The organism is Ruegeria sp. BE3, from assembly GCF_056538865.1.
The window spans coordinates 140,279-158,142 of the sequence record NZ_JBQFTW010000002.1 but is presented as its reverse complement, the minus strand read 5'-3'; the positions used below and the strand labels follow the sequence as shown (position 1 = coordinate 158,142).

At 56.8% G+C, this 17,864-nt stretch carries 13 protein-coding genes; 4 read left to right on the top strand and 9 right to left on the bottom strand.

Features of this window, described 5'->3' with window-relative positions; genetic code table 11:
* Window positions 1-412 precede the first annotated feature (412 nt).
* Entirely contained in the window at window positions 413-3,781 is a 3,369-nt protein-coding gene (locus ACR0AZ_RS08155; protein WP_170380010.1) for a DEAD/DEAH box helicase family protein, read from the top strand.
* Here ACR0AZ_RS08155 and ACR0AZ_RS08150 read toward each other — a convergent pair.
* The 3 genes from ACR0AZ_RS08150 to ACR0AZ_RS08140 form a co-directional block, all read right to left on the bottom strand.
* The gene (locus tag ACR0AZ_RS08150) at window positions 3,778-5,121 is read right to left on the bottom strand and encodes a hypothetical protein (protein WP_480667197.1); all 1,344 of its coding nucleotides are present in this window, start codon (window positions 5,119-5,121) and stop codon (window positions 3,778-3,780) included. The two genes, ACR0AZ_RS08155 and ACR0AZ_RS08150, sit on opposite strands and share 4 nt — an antisense overlap.
* 26 nt (window positions 5,122-5,147) lie before the next feature.
* Entirely contained in the window at window positions 5,148-7,565 is a 2,418-nt protein-coding gene (gyrB, locus tag ACR0AZ_RS08145) for a DNA topoisomerase (ATP-hydrolyzing) subunit B (protein ID WP_480471080.1), read from the bottom strand.
* A 102-nt stretch (window positions 7,566-7,667) separates the two neighbouring features.
* Window positions 7,668-8,240 (bottom strand): TetR/AcrR family transcriptional regulator, encoded by a 573-nt coding sequence (locus tag ACR0AZ_RS08140; RefSeq protein WP_480667196.1) that lies wholly within the window; start codon window positions 8,238-8,240, stop codon window positions 7,668-7,670.
* Between the two features lie 100 nt (window positions 8,241-8,340).
* On the opposite strand from ACR0AZ_RS08140, the gene ACR0AZ_RS08135 reads away from it, so the two are divergent.
* Window positions 8,341-8,907 carry a carboxymuconolactone decarboxylase family protein gene (locus ACR0AZ_RS08135; RefSeq protein WP_480667195.1) on the top strand — a complete coding sequence of 189 codons (567 nt, stop codon included), beginning with the start codon at window positions 8,341-8,343 and terminating at the stop codon, window positions 8,905-8,907.
* On the opposite strand, the gene recF is transcribed toward ACR0AZ_RS08135, so the two are convergent.
* The 6 genes from recF to mutM all read right to left on the bottom strand — a co-directional run bounded on the left by recF (window position 8,904) and on the right by mutM (window position 15,491).
* Window positions 8,904-10,001, bottom strand: coding sequence for a DNA replication/repair protein RecF (gene recF, locus ACR0AZ_RS08130; protein WP_480667194.1), 1,098 nt, complete (start codon window positions 9,999-10,001; stop codon window positions 8,904-8,906). The genes ACR0AZ_RS08135 and recF overlap by 4 nt on opposite strands.
* 39 nt (window positions 10,002-10,040) lie before the next feature.
* Window positions 10,041-11,162 carry a DNA polymerase III subunit beta gene (dnaN, locus tag ACR0AZ_RS08125; protein ID WP_480531676.1) on the bottom strand — a complete coding sequence of 374 codons (1,122 nt, stop codon included), beginning with the start codon at window positions 11,160-11,162 and terminating at the stop codon, window positions 10,041-10,043.
* A 225-nt stretch (window positions 11,163-11,387) separates the two neighbouring features.
* Window positions 11,388-12,764, bottom strand: coding sequence for a chromosomal replication initiator protein DnaA (gene dnaA / locus ACR0AZ_RS08120; RefSeq protein ID WP_480471085.1), 1,377 nt, complete (start codon window positions 12,762-12,764; stop codon window positions 11,388-11,390).
* A gap of 537 nt (window positions 12,765-13,301) precedes the next feature.
* Window positions 13,302-13,565 (bottom strand): 30S ribosomal protein S20, encoded by a 264-nt coding sequence (gene rpsT / locus ACR0AZ_RS08115; RefSeq protein WP_142638226.1) that lies wholly within the window; start codon window positions 13,563-13,565, stop codon window positions 13,302-13,304.
* 231 nt (window positions 13,566-13,796) lie between these two features.
* A complete protein-coding gene (locus ACR0AZ_RS08110; RefSeq protein ID WP_480471086.1) occupies window positions 13,797-14,573 on the bottom strand; it encodes an enoyl-CoA hydratase in 777 nt (258 codons plus the stop codon).
* A gap of 66 nt (window positions 14,574-14,639) precedes the next feature.
* Window positions 14,640-15,491: a bifunctional DNA-formamidopyrimidine glycosylase/DNA-(apurinic or apyrimidinic site) lyase gene (mutM, locus tag ACR0AZ_RS08105; protein ID WP_480667193.1), complete on the bottom strand. Its 852-nt coding sequence runs from the start codon at window positions 15,489-15,491 to the stop codon at window positions 14,640-14,642.
* Between the two features lie 85 nt (window positions 15,492-15,576).
* Between mutM and ubiE the strand changes: the two genes are divergently transcribed.
* Together ubiE and ubiB are read left to right on the top strand one after the other, a co-directional pair.
* Complete coding sequence (gene ubiE / locus ACR0AZ_RS08100) at window positions 15,577-16,329, top strand: bifunctional demethylmenaquinone methyltransferase/2-methoxy-6-polyprenyl-1,4-benzoquinol methylase UbiE (protein WP_480471088.1); 753 nt, start codon at window positions 15,577-15,579, stop codon at window positions 16,327-16,329.
* The gene (gene ubiB / locus ACR0AZ_RS08095) at window positions 16,330-17,859 is read left to right on the top strand and encodes a 2-polyprenylphenol 6-hydroxylase (RefSeq protein WP_480471089.1); all 1,530 of its coding nucleotides are present in this window, start codon (window positions 16,330-16,332) and stop codon (window positions 17,857-17,859) included.
* Window positions 17,860-17,864: the final 5 nt, after the last annotated feature.

Here is a 17,864-nt window from a genome sequence, read left to right as displayed (position 1 = left end):
TGCAGGCGGTGAGGAACGCCTCGTCTCTCGTCGAGGCATTGTGGGTAGGCCCGGAATACTGCGAAAATAGGCTTCTGTTGCTACCCGTACCAAAGACTTTGCAAAGTCCGCTTACTGCGCATAGCTGACCTTAGTTTCCGGTGAAACATTTTGTACCTTGGGCTCAAGGTAACCACTGAAAGTGTACTCACGACTGGCCGTTTTTCTCGTGCGGCGGTGGTTGGCCGACGAGAGCCCAAACGCTCTATAATTGCGACTTATGTTAAATCTCGAAATCCCGGCTTTCTACCACAAAACCGGTGCGAATTTCCGACAGTTTCAGGAAAACGAATGTTTCTTCCGGTGACGTCTTGAAGGACGATGCCCGCAGTATCACTATTAGACTAAGTGTCCTTAAACCAAGACTTGTTCATTGTTTTCACTCCCTGATTGGCTGCGTTCCAAGCCAAAGCAGCTCACCGAAGCAAATCAAAAGCCCGCAAGCGAGCTTGATGCCGAACCGGTTGCGAAGGTCGGCACCAATATCGACCGGCCGGTCATCAATCTTTATCGACCCCACATCACCTCCGGGGATTGTCTGATTGTCACCGGGTATCAGGACTTCTTGTCTTCGCTGTCGATCTTGATGAAGGAATTGCCCGAGCTGAGGGATCTGGAAAACGACAGCGATATCCGGGTCCGGATATCGTTCGGGATCGACACTGCGAATACCAAAAGACTGACAAACCCCAAACCAGTCACCCAAGAAATGAAACTCTACTGGCTGGAGCGCTCCGGGCTTCAAGTGGAAGAAGATCACGATCTCATCGCAGTGCTGGCAAAACACGCCATCAAAACCGGGAAAATTGATCTGCGTGTCTTCGATCCGGAGCTCGCCAAACGCAAGTTGGGTATATCTGGGGATCGGCGGCTACACTCAAAAATCGTCAGTTCCCCAAAAGGTGCCGTCGCCGGGTCCGCAAACTTTTCCTACTCAGGGCTCTACAGAAACATCGAGTATGCCGATGACCTGGATGCGGGCACGCATGAACTTCAGGTCGAACGCACAGAAGCCGCCGAGCAGGCTTGGGATGTGTCTGTCGATTGGAATACCGAGGCGCTGGAGATACTCGATCAGCTTATCAAACCGGTGACCGCTGAAGACGCGATGGCGCGAACAATTTCGGAGCAAAAGGGGTTTGAACCCTGGCTCACTGGCGCCCGAAAAGAGATCACGAGCCATACGCTGTTTGGCTATCAACAGGAGCTGACCTATGAGGCGTGTTCCATCGTCTATGACCATGGCATCGCCTTCGTAGAAGCGCCAACCGGTTCAGGAAAGACAGAGATCGGCTGTCACCTGGCCGAAGCATTGTCAGAAACATTCTCAGAAGTCGTGCCCCGCTCCCCCGTCCATGGCGTTGCGCGAAAAAATGCGGCTGTAATTGCCCCGCCCAAAGTTATTCCCAGTTGGCGCAAGTATTCGACAAACTCGCTCCAACCTGTCGCGAATAGCAAACTTGCCAAACAACACCTCCGCGGCGCTGGCGATGAAGAAAAATCTGGGCTCAGGCTCGATCAGTTTGGCATTCTGATAATCGATGAAAGCCACACGGTTACACCAGGCTTTGAACAAGCATCTCAAATGGCTTCAGCCATCGAACTTGCCCCACCAAGCTGGAATGTCTGTCTGTCAGCAACGCTGCTCGGGAACCGGGATGTCGACTGGTTGACCCATATGCAGGAGAAGAGGGCGTCCATTTTCATGACCCCAACCTTCATTCAGGCCATGGGTGAGTTGTTCGAGCGCGAAACCCACGTTCCCAAAGATATCTTCAACCAGGATGCACAACTGGCCGTTTTGTCAGAACCCGACACGACGCTCACGCGAGAGGCTCGCACCGAACTCGCGCAACTTGTTTCTCCGTTTTTGACACGCAGACAAAGGCGATGCATTGGTGAGGACGAAGATCCCAAGAAGCACAGTTACCCGAAACTTGAAAACCACGGGCGCCCGAAGAAACTTAAGGTGACAAAGCCTCAGCAAACGCGCCTGGATGAGATTGTGGCACTCTGTAAAGAACTTGCGCCTGGCGGTAGGGTGACCGCTGTCGAGAAAAGCCGGTTCGGGCATGTCAGCACGCAACAAAGCACCCAGGACCAACTCTACATCCGCAACCTTTTGAACATTTTGCGCGTGAGCGCCGCCCAGGCCCATTGGGAGATGTCTCATGGAGCTATTGGCAAATCGCTTCGCGACTTCGAGCGTGGCGGAAAATCGAAGAAAAAGGTGCCCCACCGCGACCAGTCCGACATGTTCGAAGCATTGGGAATAGAAGCGCCTGAACCCACAAAGAAATGCGACGCGCTAAACCAAAAACTGGGTCTCAGTGTTCTCAAGGAGCTTGATGAGAAGCGGTATGAGGCATGCCTGAGAATACAAAATGAAAAAGACAGAGTCGTCTTTCTCGCAGAACGGACGGACACACTAGAGATTTTTGCAGAAGCACTGTCGCGCAAAGGCCACCACACCAACTATGTCGTGGGAAACCAAACCAAGGGTGAAGATCGCGCCGTGAAGGCGATCTTTGGAGGTGGCCCCGACAGCTTCAAGCGTATCACACAGGGCAAGTCCGTTGAGTCTTACTTCCGACCTGGAGGAAAGAACGAACCAAAAGGATCTGCCTCGGTTTTTCTGACTTACAAAATGGCTGAAGGTATCAACCTTCAGTCGTCAGACACGCTGGTGTTGCTTGGTCTGACCTCGAACCTGAAAGAGCTCATCCAAGGTCTGGGTAGGATCGACAGGATCGATAGTGAGTTCGGGGTCGTCAATTATCACCTTATTGATGTGCCAGTAGGTCAGTTTGCATCTGACGAAAAAATCGCCCAGCGCATAGAGAACTATAGAACTTTGGCTGGGGAAGAGCTGATCGACGCCGTCTTAGAAGAAAGCACCGAAGACGCAGAACTGATCCTCGATAGTGTTGTTGAATATCTGCGATCCCCGCGGCGGCTTCGCGACAATAACTTTCACGACGTGCTGGAACGCACCAAGCAAACAATCCCCGAAGACCGCTACAAACTCATCGACAAGGCCAAAATCCAGGGCACCTGGGGCGCCGAGTTGGCGCTCTTATCGGCCCGTGAGAAATTCACGGCGCTACATCTCAAAGGACTTAGCAAGAGCAATAGCTTCTTTCCGCCTCGCCTGCTGCTTCTTAAGGATACTGCGCCAGGCCTAATACTGGAACGCGACCAGCTAGCCTGCGTCCAATCGCTGGAGACTGCATACGAACGGACCAGAAGCCTTGGTATGGAGCACGCCCACATGTCACTGGAAGATCTCTCTGAAGCGCTAGAGACGATTTCAGTGCAGATCGGCAAGCTGACCGAGTGGGACTTACGCCCGGCGCGCGTTGAGAGCCTAATGAAAGCCTGCGCCGAATTCATGGGACGCAAAGGTGGCATCGAACTCAGTGATCAGAAACTGTTTGGCCATCTGTCCCTGCCCGCCGTGGAAATGGTGTGTGAGGCGTGGAGCCGTGAGCTTGATCCCTTCTGGGAAAAAGCGAAACACGAAGTGCGTGACAGCTTCGCCTATGAGGGTCTTCCCAAGGGGTACATCGCGCTTCAAGTTATCCTGGAAAAGCTCGAAAGCGATCATCAGGCGTCCGCAGAGATCCATGAGAAGATGGTCCGGGTCATCGAGGAAGCTGAACAGGTTTCACGCGACCATGAACCTGCAATTGGACAGCGCATTTCAGTGGTGTTCTTTTCGGATGGTGCAGGCGAGCACTAGGCGGCCTCAGACAGCAGCGAAGCCAGGTCACTTAGTTTTACTAGGTGCCCTCGCGTCGTCTTGCCTTCAATTTGCGCGCCATGTGTCTCAATCCCTTTGCTCTCAAAATCGGACAGTAGCTTTCGGGATGTTGTACCTCTTGACCTCGCCAGTGTCGCGACGGGCATGTACTCGCTTTGAAAAATCACAAGCTGCTGTGGTCTGACCAAGAAAGAATCGCTAGGGCCGTGCGGAACTTTGCGAGATCCGAGCAGGCCCAGCTTGCACCAATGTGTCACCGCCTGAGCCTTCCAACCCGTTAACTTCGCGACATCATTTGCAGTCCAGTCCAACGAGTGCCGCTCAGATCGCAGAACCTTTTCGACGTCCGATTTCTGGAACCTGAAATCACCGAGTAGGACATCCTGATCTTCCAATTCAGCAGCGATAGAACCTTCACAAATGAGACGAATGAGCTTCTTCAGCGCCGTCTTGTCAGTTGTTCGATTAAGCGTAAGCTCTTTGAACAAAACTGCCTCTCCCGTCAATTCAGTGGCCGATGCTCTAATCTTAAAGACAAGTTCCTCTACAGAATTCGAGTGGAACCGGCCATCCACGAGCGGTGGCCGATCTGAAACTGGGACTTCGCCGACCACACCAAGTTCTTTGAGAAATTGGAATTGTGTACGTCCAACTCCCAGATAGTCACATGTTTCTGCCGCGCTCCAGAAGCGCCGACGATCTGCTGCAATGTTGAGAACTTCGAATTTGGGAACGACTGTTTGATTATGTCCAAATCCGCGTTGACTGATCTTGCCAGCGATCTCTTTTTTCTGGACTGCCGCAACGAGACGCTGTGCAGAAATTCCGAGTTGTCGTGCCGCTTCCGTTGCGGGCAACCACTCTCTCAATGAAGTAGACGCCAAACGACCCGGATGGAAGCCACTAAATTCTCTCTCGATCACACGTGCCACTGCGTCCTTAAACACATCGTATTCCGGTTCTCGAAACCGCATTAGGCGCTGATACCAGTTGCCAAGCCGCTCAGGAGCAGAAGTTGCATCGGGATCACCTTCATGCAGCAGCTTTTTCACATAATTTTCGAAACCATGCGGCCAGTTTGCCAAAAGGGATTCGACCGGCGCCATTAGTCGAACCGCGTCTTCAACGGTCTTCGGAATTTTCGTTTTTCCGAGCTTGCCTGTACGGCTGGCTTGAAACCCAGAAGCTAAGAAATGAACGAATTTACCGACGTCGCTCGGGGGTCTGCTTCCGGTTTCGGCATTTAGGACCAATGGACCGGTGCCTGAGATTGCGGATGCAATATCGCATTCGTGTTCTGAAGCTTGATAGCGCGGCAATTTATCAAGGGGAAACCCACAGTGCCTCAGAAATCGAGGTTCTCAACGCTCAGTGCATTTTGCTGAATGAACTCGCGGCGCGGTTCGACCACATCTCCCATCAACTTGGTAAACAGATCGTCTGCCTCAACCATATCGTCTACCCGCACCTGCAACAAAGTTCGGGCGTCCGGGTCCAGTGTGGTTTCCCACAGCTGATCTGGGTTCATCTCGCCCAAACCTTTGTAGCGCTGCAGAGACAGGCCCTTTTCACCCTCTTCCAGAATGGCGCGCAACAGATCCAGCGGGCCGTGAATCATCTGTGAACGGTCACGGCGGATCAGGGTGGCTGGCGTACTGTAGACCTCTTGCAGGCTTTGCGTGAAGCTGCCGGTCTTGCGGGCCTCACCAGAACGCAGCATGGGGCCATCCAGCGTGCGGACCTCTTCGACACCGCGCAAGATACGGGCCAAACGGATACCGTGATCCTGCGTGATCCGACCCTGCCATCCGCGTTCATATTCCAGCGCGATCAGGTCGAGACGGGCCGCCACCTTGTCGGCCACGCCTTGCAGGTCGGCGTCGACCGCCCCTGGCACAAAGGCCCCTGCCACGGCAGCTTGTTCCAGAATGTGGCGCGGATAGTGGGTTGGGAAGGCATCCAATACGCGTTTCAACTGACGGGCTTCGTCGACCACGCGCGTCAGATCCTGACCTATGATCTCCTCGCCTGAGCCGAGTTTCAGCACCGCCCCTTCGACGCCCTGATTGATCAGGTAATCGTCCAGCGCGGCCTGATCTTTCAGGTAAACCTCTGATTTACCCCGAGAAACCTTGTATAGCGGCGGTTGCGCGATGTAGAGATACCCGCCCTCGATCAACTCTGGCATTTGCCGGTAGAAGAAGGTCAGCAGCAGCGTTCGGATATGCGCGCCGTCCACGTCGGCATCGGTCATGATGACGATCTTGTGGTAACGCAGTTTTTCGATGTTGAACTCATCGCGGCCAATGCCAGTGCCCAGCGCCATCACGAGGTTGCCGATTTCCTGAGACGACAACATCCGATCAAACCGCGCGCGTTCCACGTTCAGGATTTTCCCGCGTAGCGGCAGAACGGCTTGCGTCAGCCGGTCCCGGCCCGTTTGCGCCGAACCACCAGCCGAGTCACCCTCGACCAGGAAGACTTCGGTCTTGGATGGATCTTTCTCGGAGCAATCCTTCAGCTTACCCGCCAGATAGTTCACATCCATCGCCGTCTTGCGGCGGGTCAGTTCACGGGCCTTGCGCGCTGCCTCACGGGCCAGAGCCGCCTCGATGATCTTACCGACAATCCCCTTGGCCTCGTTCGGGTTTTCCTCGAACCACTCGGCCAGTTTTTCGTTCATCAGACCTTCGACCGCCGGGCGCACCTCGGACGAAACTAGTTTGTCTTTGGTCTGCGACGAGAATTTCGGATCAGGCACTTTCACAGACAACACGCAGGTCAAACCTTCGCGCGCATCGTCACCGGTGAAGCTGACCTTTTCCTTTTTCGCAATGCCGCTGGACTGTGCATAGTTGTTGATCGTTCGGGTCAGCGCGCCCCGGAATCCAGCCACATGAGTGCCGCCATCGCGCTGCGGGATGTTGTTGGTGAAGGGCAGCACCGTCTCGTGGTAGCTGTCATTCCACCACATGGCGATTTCGACGCCGATATCGTCGCGCTCACCCTTGATATAGATCGGCTCCGACATGGCCGGGGTCTTGGAGCGGTCGAGGTACTTTACGAATTCCTTGACGCCGCCTTCATAGAACAACTCTGTTTCCAGCCGTTCCGCCGGGCGTTCGTCGATCAAGATGATCCGCACACCCGAATTCAGGAAGGCCAACTCGCGCAGACGCTTTTCTAGCGTCTCAAACGAGTATTCAAGGTTCGAGAACGTGTTAGTCGATGCCAGAAACCGCACTTCGGTTCCCGTGCGGTCGCCGCACTCTTCCACGACTTTCAAATGTTCCGCTGTCTCACCACCCTCAAAGCGTGCGACATGCTCTTTTCCGGCACGCCAGATGCGCAGTTCCAGCCAATCGGACAGAGCGTTTACCACCGAAACGCCCACACCATGCAGGCCACCCGACACCTTGTAGGAATTGCTGTCGAACTTACCGCCAGCATGCAATTGGGTCATGATGACCTCAGCTGCCGACACACCCTCCTCCGGGTGAATATCCACCGGAATCCCGCGCCCGTTATCGCTGACTGAAACGCTGGAATCGGCGTGAATTTTGACGGTTACATGGTCGGCGTGACCTGCAAGAGCTTCGTCAATTCCGTTGTCGACAACCTCATACACCATGTGGTGCAGACCCGAACCATCATCCGTGTCGCCGATATACATGCCCGGGCGCTTGCGAACAGCCTCTAAGCCTTTGAGAACTTTAATGGAATCTGCGCCGTATTCCTGGGGTGCCTGTGCGTCTTCGGACATGCCGTTAGTACCTATATTATTTTGGTATGTTATACGTTTTCTGGTGGGGAATGTCACGCCATCCCCCAACATTTTGTGCCGCCGGGTGCTGTTTTTAGCTGATCACAGTCGATCCAGATCCGACGCGATATCGTCAGCGATTTCCGTTGCATTCACATCGCTGCGCTCTGCCGATAAACGCAGGCCCAGAATGTCGGATTGATAACGCGCGGCAAGACGGTCGGGGTCGTGCTCAGCACCGATTTCCCCCGCTGCCTGCGCTCTTCGAAAAAGGGTGGCGAAGCAGTCTTTCATCTCGGTCATATGGTAACTGGCCTTGTCCGCCAGCTCATGCCCCTTGGCCTGCAGTTCCGCATAGGTCTTCGCCAACATACAGGCCCGAGAAGGCATCTCACTTTCGTCAACCACCACATGCGGCTGTGCTTTCAACGCGCCTAGCGGCCCCATCTCTTCCGCCATCGCCATCAAACGTGCCACGCCATCTTGCGCGTAACGCTCCAGCGTCAATGCGTACAGCGCATCCTTGGAGCCAAAAGCAGCATAGAAACTGCCCGGCTTCAGGTTCAACTCGCGCTCCAGATCCTTCAGTGATGTTCCGGCCCAGCCCTGGCGCCAGAACAAATCTCTGGCCTGCGCAATCAGCGCATCGCGGTTATACGAAGGTTTGCGGGGCATTGTCGTCACCAATTCTTGAACGTTCGCTCAAATATATACTTGAGTGATCACTCAATAAAGCCTAAATGTGAGTCGTCCCGCCAGAAACAGGAGTTTTGACATGGCAAACTTCCCTTCCCACGACCTTGAATCCGCCCCTGAAGCCTCCAAACCGCTGCTGGAGAAGTCTCAGGCCGCCTTCGGGCGTCTGCCCGGTCTGCATAAGGTGATGGCGGAAAGCCCCCAGCATCTTGAGGGCTATCAGGTTTTGCACGGTCTGTTCCTGCAAACCGATTTCGATAATGACGAGAAAACCGTTGTCTGGCAGACCATCAACGTGGAAAACGAATGCCACTACTGCGTGCCCGCCCATACTGGCATCGCCAAGATGATGAAGGTCTCGGACGAGATCACCGAAGCGCTGCGCAACGAAACGCCGCTGCCATCGGCCAAGCTTGAAGCGCTACGCACTTTCACCCTGCAAGTGATGGAGACCCGCGGCAACCCGACCGAGGAACAGCTGCAGGCGTTCTTCGACGCTGGTTACTCACATCGTGCAGTTCTGGACGTAGTTCTGGGTCTGGCGCAGAAAACCATGTCGAACTACGTCAACCACATGGCCAAAACTCCGGTCGATCAGGTCATGCGCAGCTTCCTGTGGGAACGCAAAGTCAGCGAGCCCGCCTAAGAGCCCACGACCGAGCCCTCATCGCCTTCGGTAACAACCAGCGTTTGGGCCCGATCCCCCAGTTCCGCAAATAGCTCAGGCCCGGCGCCCGTCATCCAGGCCTGAGCGCCCAACGCGCAGATCTCATCATAGAGCGCCGCGCGTCGCCCAGCATCCAGATGTGCAGCCACCTCGTCCAGCAAAACGATCGGAGGTGCACCCACCATCCCGGCCAACGCCCGTGCGTTCGATAAGATCAATGACACCAGCAGCGCCTTTTGCTCGCCGGTAGAACAATCCTTGGCAGGTACGCCTTTAGCAGCGAACACCCCATACAGGTCTGATCGATGCGGGCCTACCAATGTCCGGCCAGCAGCTAAATCGCGGAACCGGCTTTCGTTCAGCGCCTCGCGCAAGTCTGCCGCCGTCTCAGGCATCGCCCCTTCGGTTTGCACCAGCTCCAGATCGGCAGAAGGAAAGGCCGTTTCCGCCTGATCTTGTGCCTCGCGCAAATGCTCCAACGCCGTCAACCGCGTGGCGTGAATCCGATGCCCCGTCTCGGCCATCTGACTTTCCAAAGCCGTGTACCAATGGGCATCGCGCACCTGTTCTTTCAACAGCCGGTTTCGCTCGCGCATCGCCTTTTCATAGGTCAGGGACGCTTCGGCGTGTGAGGGATCGAAACTCAGCGCAATCCTGTCCAGAAACCGGCGGCGCCCTTCAGCCCCCTCGATCCACAGCCGGTCCATCGAAGGGATCAGCCAGACTACTCGCGCCAGCTTGCCCAGATCAATCTGGCTGGCGGCCTTGCCATCAATTCGAACCTGCCGCGCTGCGCCGCCTTCGGACCAGGTCTCGATCTCGTATTGCTGTCCTTGCGCCCGCAATAACCCGGATAGCTTCCATCCCAGCGCCTCGGGCCGCCGCGTCATCTCAGCCGCACTCGCCCGCCGCATCCCGCGCCCGGGTGAAAACAGCGACACCGCTTCCAGAATATTGGTCTTCCCGGCCCCATTCGGACCATGGATCGCCACCGGCCGTCCATCCAGAGACAACCGCGCCAGCTTGTGCGACCGAAAATGCGAGACCGTAAGCTCGGTCAGGGCCAATCCCATGACCCCTCCCTATCGTTCGAGATCACCCGGATGAGGCAATCAGACACGCATCGGCATGACAACGTAAACCGCGCTTTGGTCATTGCCCTCACGCATCAGGGTCGGATCGCCGGCCGAGTTGAACATGAACACCGCATTTTCACGATCCACCTGAGATGCGATCTCCAGCAGGTACTTGGCGTTGAACCCGATCTCCAATCGTTCATCGCCATAGGCCACGGCCAGTTCTTCCTCAGCCGCGCCGCTGTCCGGCGCGTTCACCGACAGGACCAGCTTGTCACCGTCCAATTGCAGTTTTACCGCACGCGAGCGTTCCGAGGAAACCGTCGCCACCCGATCCACGGCCTGCGCAAATTCGGCGGCGTCCACTTCTAGCTTACGGGTGTTGCCCTGCGGAATAACGCGTGTGTAGTCGGGGAAAGTGCCGTCAATCACTTTCGAGGTCAGGGTGATATCCGGCGTCGCAAACCGTACCTTGGTTTCGCTGACCGAGACGGCGATGTCCATCTCGTCATCTTCCAGCAGCTTGCGCAGCTCACCCACGGTTTTGCGCGGCACGATCACGCCGGGCATATCCGCCGCGCCATCCGGTAAATCCGCGTCGATCCGCGCCAGACGGTGACCATCGGTGGCTACGCAGCGCAACACTTTGCCGCCCTCGGACCCATCGGCGACATGCATATAAACGCCATTCAGATAATACCGCGTCTCTTCCGTCGAGATGGCGAATTTCGACTTGTCGAACAACCGCCGAAGCAGCGCCGCCGAAGCGGTAAAGTTCGACGCATATTCCGAGGATGCCATTACCGGAAAATCTTCTTTCGGCAGGGTCGCCAGAGAGAAATTCGACCGGCCAGCCTCAACCGTCAGGCGCCCTGCTGCGCTGTCGGCGGTCAGAGTGACCAACGCGCCATCAGGCAGCTTGCGGACAATTTCGTGCAGCGTTGTCGCGGCCACGGTCGTCGCGCCCGCTTTCTCGACCTGCGCCGGGGCCTTGTCGACCACTTCGATATCCAGATCAGTAGCGCGGAACTGCACCTGATCGCCTTCCGCTTCGATCAGCACATTGGCCAGGATCGGGATCGTATTGCGACGTTCCACCACGGATTGGGCCTGTGAAACGGCCTTGAGAAGGGTGCCGCGTTCGATGCTGATCTTCATACCCTCAGTTCCTCTGACTTGCGTGCCACCATGGGCGGGACTGGCACGTTAGCGTCTCAGCCCTGAGGCACAAGGATTTTTTATGGATTTCTGGGTCGGAATGCCCAAAGCGTCAAGGGGCGCGTGCCCGCAAGGCGTCAGTTCAGGGCCAACCGTGGATTATGGCTCACAAGAAAACGCCCCGGGCGCGAGGATCCGGGGCGTTTTATTGATCAATGGGCGGGCTTAAGCCTCAAGCGCCCGGCGCAGCATTTCGACATCTTCGGCAATCTGCCCATCGGTTGTCTTAAGCTCTTCGATGCGCTTGACACCATGCATGACCGTGGTGTGGTCACGCCCGCCAAAACGGCGGCCAATCTCAGGCAATGAACGGCTGGTCAGCTGCTTGCACAGATACATCGCGACTTGACGCGGGCGGGCGTAGGACCGTAGGCGCTTGGGGCCGATGATATCGCTGAGGCGGATGTTGTAGTATTCCGAAACCTTACGCTGGATCTCTTCAACCGTAATCTTACGCTCGGAGGCACGCAGCACATCGGCCAGACAGTCCTGCGTCAGCTCCATATCGATCTCACGCCCGACCAGCGAAGCAAAGGCAAACAGGCGGGTAAGAGCACCTTCCAGCACGCGAACATTGGTCGAGATACGATGGGCAAGGAATTCCAGCACGCCATCGGCAATCGTCAGATCAGGATAGGTGCTGCTATATTGCTGAACCTTGTTCTGCAGGATGCCTAAGCGCAGTTCGTAATCGGTGGGATGCAGATCGACGACCAGACCACATTGCAGGCGCGATTTCACGCGCTCCTCAAGGTCCTTGATCTCACCCGGCGCGCGATCCGCCGAGATAATGATCTGTTTGTTCTGATCCACTAGCGCGTTGAACGTGTGAAAGAACTCTTCCTGGGTGGAGTCCTTGCCCGCGATGAACTGCACGTCATCGACCATCAGAACATCGACCGAGCGGAAAAGGTGTTTGAAATCCATCATCCGACGTTCGCGCAAGGCCTGCACAAAACGGTACATGAACTGTTCCGCCGACAGGTACAGCACGTTCAGTTCGGGATGTTTGGTCTTCAGCTCCCACGCAATCGCATGCATCAGGTGTGTCTTACCCAGACCGACACCACCATAGAGCACCAGCGGATTGAAGGTGACCGGACCGCCTTCGGACACGCGGCGTGCGGCGGCATGGGCCAGTTCGTTGGGCTTGCCCACTACGAAGCTGTCAAAAGTGAAACGCGCATCCAGCGGGGCCGCCTGCAGCGCTTCCAGCGCATCGTTGGTCGTATCAACCATCACCGGTTGTGGTGCGCTCACGGGTTGAGCGGTCTCGGTCTGAGCCGGGCGCGCCGCAGAATTTGCGGCCGTGCGAAAGGCCAAACGCTGCACGGTCTCGCCTGCGGTGTTCAGTTCGTACAAAATGAGGTCGGCGAAATTCTGGCTGACATAGTTACCCATGAAATTGGTCGGTGCCGAAAAAACCGCCACACCGTCCTGCAGCTCTTCAAATTTCAGAGGTTCGATCCAGGTGGTGAAGTTGTTCTTACCAACAGCCTTCATCAACTTGTTTCGCAGTTGTCCCCATTTCTCTTGTGTCATTCGGCGCCTCACGCATCCCATATTTATTGACCTTCCGGCCTTATTAATGTGTCCCGCTTCCCGGGCCTTATCGCGCTCACACACAAGGATACCTGCACCAAACCGGATGGTTTGGCGGGTAAAGTCGAATATCAGCACACCCCAATGCGAACTGCCCCAGAAATGGGGGCACACCCGGTACCCGGGATGCGCATGACATTCCAATTTTCGACAGGGCTAGGATAATCGGAAACCCGACACCCAGAGCAGATCGTCCACCCGGCCGAAGCCGGTTTTCGAACATTCGTTCCGAAATCCTTCCGATGCCCGTCGGTCAGATCATTGGAACAGCCTGTCCCCCCAAGCGAGTGAATCGCTGATACAGTGGTAGCAAGAGGCCAAGGGCGCGAGCAATGAAACTCTGATATTGACTCGTGTCTGAGACAGAAAGAATCTCTCGGTTTCGTGAAGGCGCGGCTTTCCGGCAACAATGAAAAAGGCGCCGCGATATGCGGCGCCTTTTTTACAGATCAACGCTTGACGCGTTTTCTCAAAGAATCAGCCCAGCGCTTTGACGCGCGCCGACAGGCGCGACATTTTGCGGGACGCGGTGTTCTTGTGGAAGACGCCTTTGGTGACGCCACGCATCAGCTCGGGCTGAGCGGCACGCAGGGCTGCGGTGGCCGCGTCTTTGTCGCCCGATGCGATGGCTTCTTCAACTTTGCGCAGATAGGTGCGGATGCGCGAACGACGTGCTTTGTTAACAGCGAAACGCTTTTCGTTCTGACGTGCGCGCTTCTTAGCCTGGGGCGAGTTTGCCATGTGTCTCTGACCTTTTGTTCGGTACGGTTATCAAGGGTTGCGCGCCACGGAATTATCCGCACCGGATCAGAAATCACGAGTGTGAGTCGGGCCAAGCGGGCCGCACGCGCATGTATGACGGCGGTCTCTATCCAAGTTTGCAGGGTTTGCCAAGCCAATTCTCGCGCCGAGCACATCGGGTATGAAAAAAGGCGGGCCATGCCCGCCTGTCTCGTCATGTCTTGCTGCTTGCTATTTGTCGCGGAACTGCGCCGCGCGTTTTTCCAGAAATGCAGCCATGCCCTCTTTCTGATCTTCCGTCGCAAACATCGAGTGAAACACCCGGCGCTCAAACAACAGCCCTTCGCTGAGCGGTAGTTCATAACTGCGGTTCACAGCCTCTTTGGCTGCCGCTGCCGTCAGCAAGGATTTCTCGGCAATCTTCTGCGCGGCACCCATAGCCTCTTCAATAAGCTTCTTCGCGGGGACGACGCGGCTGACAAGACCTGCGCGTTCTGCCTCTTCGGCGTCCATGAAGCGGCCGGTCAGGTTCATGTCCATCGCTTTCGATTTGCCAACAAAGCGCGTCAGTCGCTGCGTGCCACCAATACCGGCGATCACACCCAGATTGATCTCTGGCTGGCCGAACTTGGCCGTATCCGCTGCGATGATGAAATCGCACATCATGGCCACTTCACAGCCACCGCCCAGCGCATATCCCGCCACAGCCGCAATGATCGGCTTACGGATTGCCGAGATACGGTCATTGGCAGATGCAAAGAGATCTGCGTTGAACACGTCGACAAAGCTCATCTCGGACATTTCCTTGATGTCCGCGCCTGCGGCAAAGGCCTTTTCCGATCCAGTGAGTACGATGCACCGCACCTTGTCATTGCGATCGGCATCTTCAAGAGCCTCGCAAAGTTCACCCACCAGTTGGGTGTTCAACGCATTCATCGCGTCGGGTCGGTCGAGTTTGATAAGGGCGACGTGGTCTTCGATTTCGACGATGATCGTCTCAAAAGCCATGAGGTTAAAGCTTCCGGTTGTTCCGTTCAGGTACGATTCCTTACCACGCGATTTCGCTGGATCAAGTTATCTTTGGCATTGCGCACAATAGAAGGATGAGCGACCGGACTGAGTGATTCTCTTGATCGACGCGCCACATCCTTCGGTGCGGCAGGGCTCACCTTCGCGACCGTAGACGTCAAAGCTGTGCTGAAAATATCCAAGCTCTCCATCGGCTTGCCGGAAATCGCGCAAGGACGAGCCGCCCGCTTCGATGGCCTCCTGCAGCACCTGCCGAATGATCGGAACCAGCACGGCAACGCGCGGCACAGAAATCTGACCTGCTTTGCGACGTGGCGACACACCGCCGCGATAAAGCGCCTCGCAGACGTAGATATTGCCCAGTCCGGCAACGATTCCCTGATCCAGAAGCGCCGATTTGGTCGGCGTGTTCTTGCCTCGAAAGGCGTCGATCAGGTGTTGTTCGTGAAAATCATTGCCCAAAGGTTCGGGCCCCAGAACCGACAGCAGCTTGTGCTGTTCTGCCGTTGCCGTAGGCAGCAGATCCATCGCCCCGAACCGGCGCGGATCGTTGAAGGTTATGCGCGCACCATTGGCCATGTGAATCACCACATGATCATGTTTCTGCGTCATCGGATGTTCATGTGCATACTGTCCCAGCGGGTCACCCGACACCGTCATCCGCCCAGACATGCCCAGATGGATCAGCAACGTCTCACCGCTGCTGAGATCGGCAAGAATGTATTTCGACCGCCGCCACAGCCGCTCCACCCGCTGGCCCGTCAGACGCTCGGCCATCCGATCCGGGAAGGGCCAGCGCAGATCGGGGCGATTCACATCCGCCCTATCGATCACCACGCCCTCCATCGCGGGGCTCAGGCCGCGTCTTACTGTCTCGACCTCGGGCAATTCGGGCATTTGGTGCTCCTAAATCAAAGGGCCGCATTGTGCCCCGGTTCCAGAGCCCTATAACAGAAGCGAAATTCGACAAACGGCAAGGCAAATGTCCGACAACAGCGACAAGACCACTCATTTCGGGTTTGAAACCGTCCGCGAGGCTGAAAAGGCCGGGCGTGTGCAGGGCGTGTTCAACTCGGTCGCCTCGAAATACGACGTGATGAACGATGTCATGTCGATGGGCATCCACCGGGTTTGGAAAGACGCGATGATGGACTGGCTAGCCCCCCGCCCCGGACAGCGCCTGCTGGACGTCGCGGGCGGCACCGGCGACATATCCTTCCGCTTCCTCAAACGCGCGGGTCACGGCCACGCCACCGTTCTGGATCTGACTGAGCCGATGCTGGTCGAAGGCCGTCAGCGCGCCGAAGCCGATCAGATGGCCGACAGCCTGAACTGGGTGGTGGGCGACGCGATGGCGCTGCCCTTCGAGGATAACACATTCGACGTCTACACAATCTCCTTCGGCATCCGGAACGTTACCCGCCCGCAAGAGGCGCTGAACGAAGCCTATCGCGTGTTGAAACCCGGTGGTCGCCTGATGGTGCTGGAATTCAGTCAGTTGCCCAATGACGGGCTGCAAAAGCTCTATGACCTCTACAGCTTCAACGTCATCCCACGTATGGGCAAGCTGATCGCCAATGACTACGACAGCTATCAGTACCTTGTGGAATCAATCCGCAAGTTCCCCGATCAGGAGACATTTCTGAACATGGTCCGCACTGCCGGGTTCGAAAACGCCAAGTACCGCAACCTGAGCATGGGCATTGCCGCTTTGCATTCCGGCTGGAAAATCTAGATGCGCGGCCCTCACAACATCATCCGCCTGATCCGCACAGGCGCCACTTTGGAGCGCACAGGCGCCATGAACGTGGTGCTCGACGCGTTCGAGGCCCCGCGTGCGCTGCGGATCGTCGCACACACATTGGGCAAACCCTTCCAATGGCTGGGCTACAAGGGTGACCCCGAGATGCCGCCTGCCACCCGCGCCCTCACGGCCTTGGGCCCGGCCTATATCAAATTCGGCCAGGTGCTTTCGACCCGCCCCGACGTGGTTGGCGACGAGTTGGCAGAACAGTTGCGTGTGCTGCAGGACAAGCTCCCGCCCTTCTCCAAATCCGAAGCGATGGCCGAGGTGGAAAAGGAATTGGGCCAGCCCGTCGCCGAGGTTTTCAGCGAATTCAGCGAACCCATCGCCGCGGCGTCAATCGCACAGGTTCACAAAGCCAAGCTGGTCAGCACCGGCGAGTATGTCGCCGTCAAAGTCCTGCGCCCCGGTATCGAACGCGCCTTCCGCAAGGATGTCGACGCCTTCTATTTCGCTGCCCGCATCGTGCAACTCTTCGCCCCCGGCGCGCGCCGCCTGCGCCCGATGGAAGTGATCGAACATTTCGACGGCGTCGTGCGCGGAGAACTGGACCTGCGTCTCGAAAGCGCTGCGGCCTCGGAGTACGCCGCCAATACCAAGGATGATGCAGGGTTCTGGCTTCCCCCCGTGGTCTGGTCCCTGTCAGCCCGCCGGGTGATGACGCTCAGCTGGGCCGATGGCGTTCCACTGGGCGAAAACACAGCCCTGGATGCCGCTGGTCACAATCGCCCCGACCTCGCCGAACGTGTCCTGCGCATGTTCCTTCTTCACGCCCTGCGTGACGGCTTTTTCCACGCCGACATGCATCAGGGCAACCTGAAGGTCGCCGCAAACGGAGACATCATCGCTTATGATTACGGCATCATGGGCCATATCGACGAATACACCCGCCGGGTCTACGCGGAGATCCTCTTCGGCTTCATCCGCCGCGACTATAAACGCGTGGCCGAGGTCCATTTCGAAGCCGGGTATGTCCCCGCCGATCAGGACGTGGACGAATTCGCCCGCGCCCTGCGCGCTGTCGGAGAGCCCATATTCGGCATGGACGCCACCCATATCTCAATGGGCCGCCTGCTGAACTACCTGTTCGAGGTGACCGAGCGCTTCGGCATGGAAACCCGCACCGAACTGATCCTGCTGCAACGTACGATGGTGGTGGTCGAAGGCGTCGCGCGCTCGCTGGATCCGCATATCAACATCTGGGAAGTCGCCCGCCCTGTGGTCGAGGATTACATCAAGAAGTCCATCGGCCCCCGCGCCGCCCTTAGGGATTTCGGCAAAACGGCTCTGGTGCTGGCCCGCTTTGGCCCCCGCCTACCCGCGCTGGTCGAAAATGCCTTGATCGCCCAGACTCAGAAAGACGATTCAAAGGCGAACGGTTTCACCGCAAGCCTCTTGCCAGTGGCAATTGGCGCGGCCGCAGGAATCGCAATAACGCTGTTGATCTCGGCTCTCGGCTGACACCG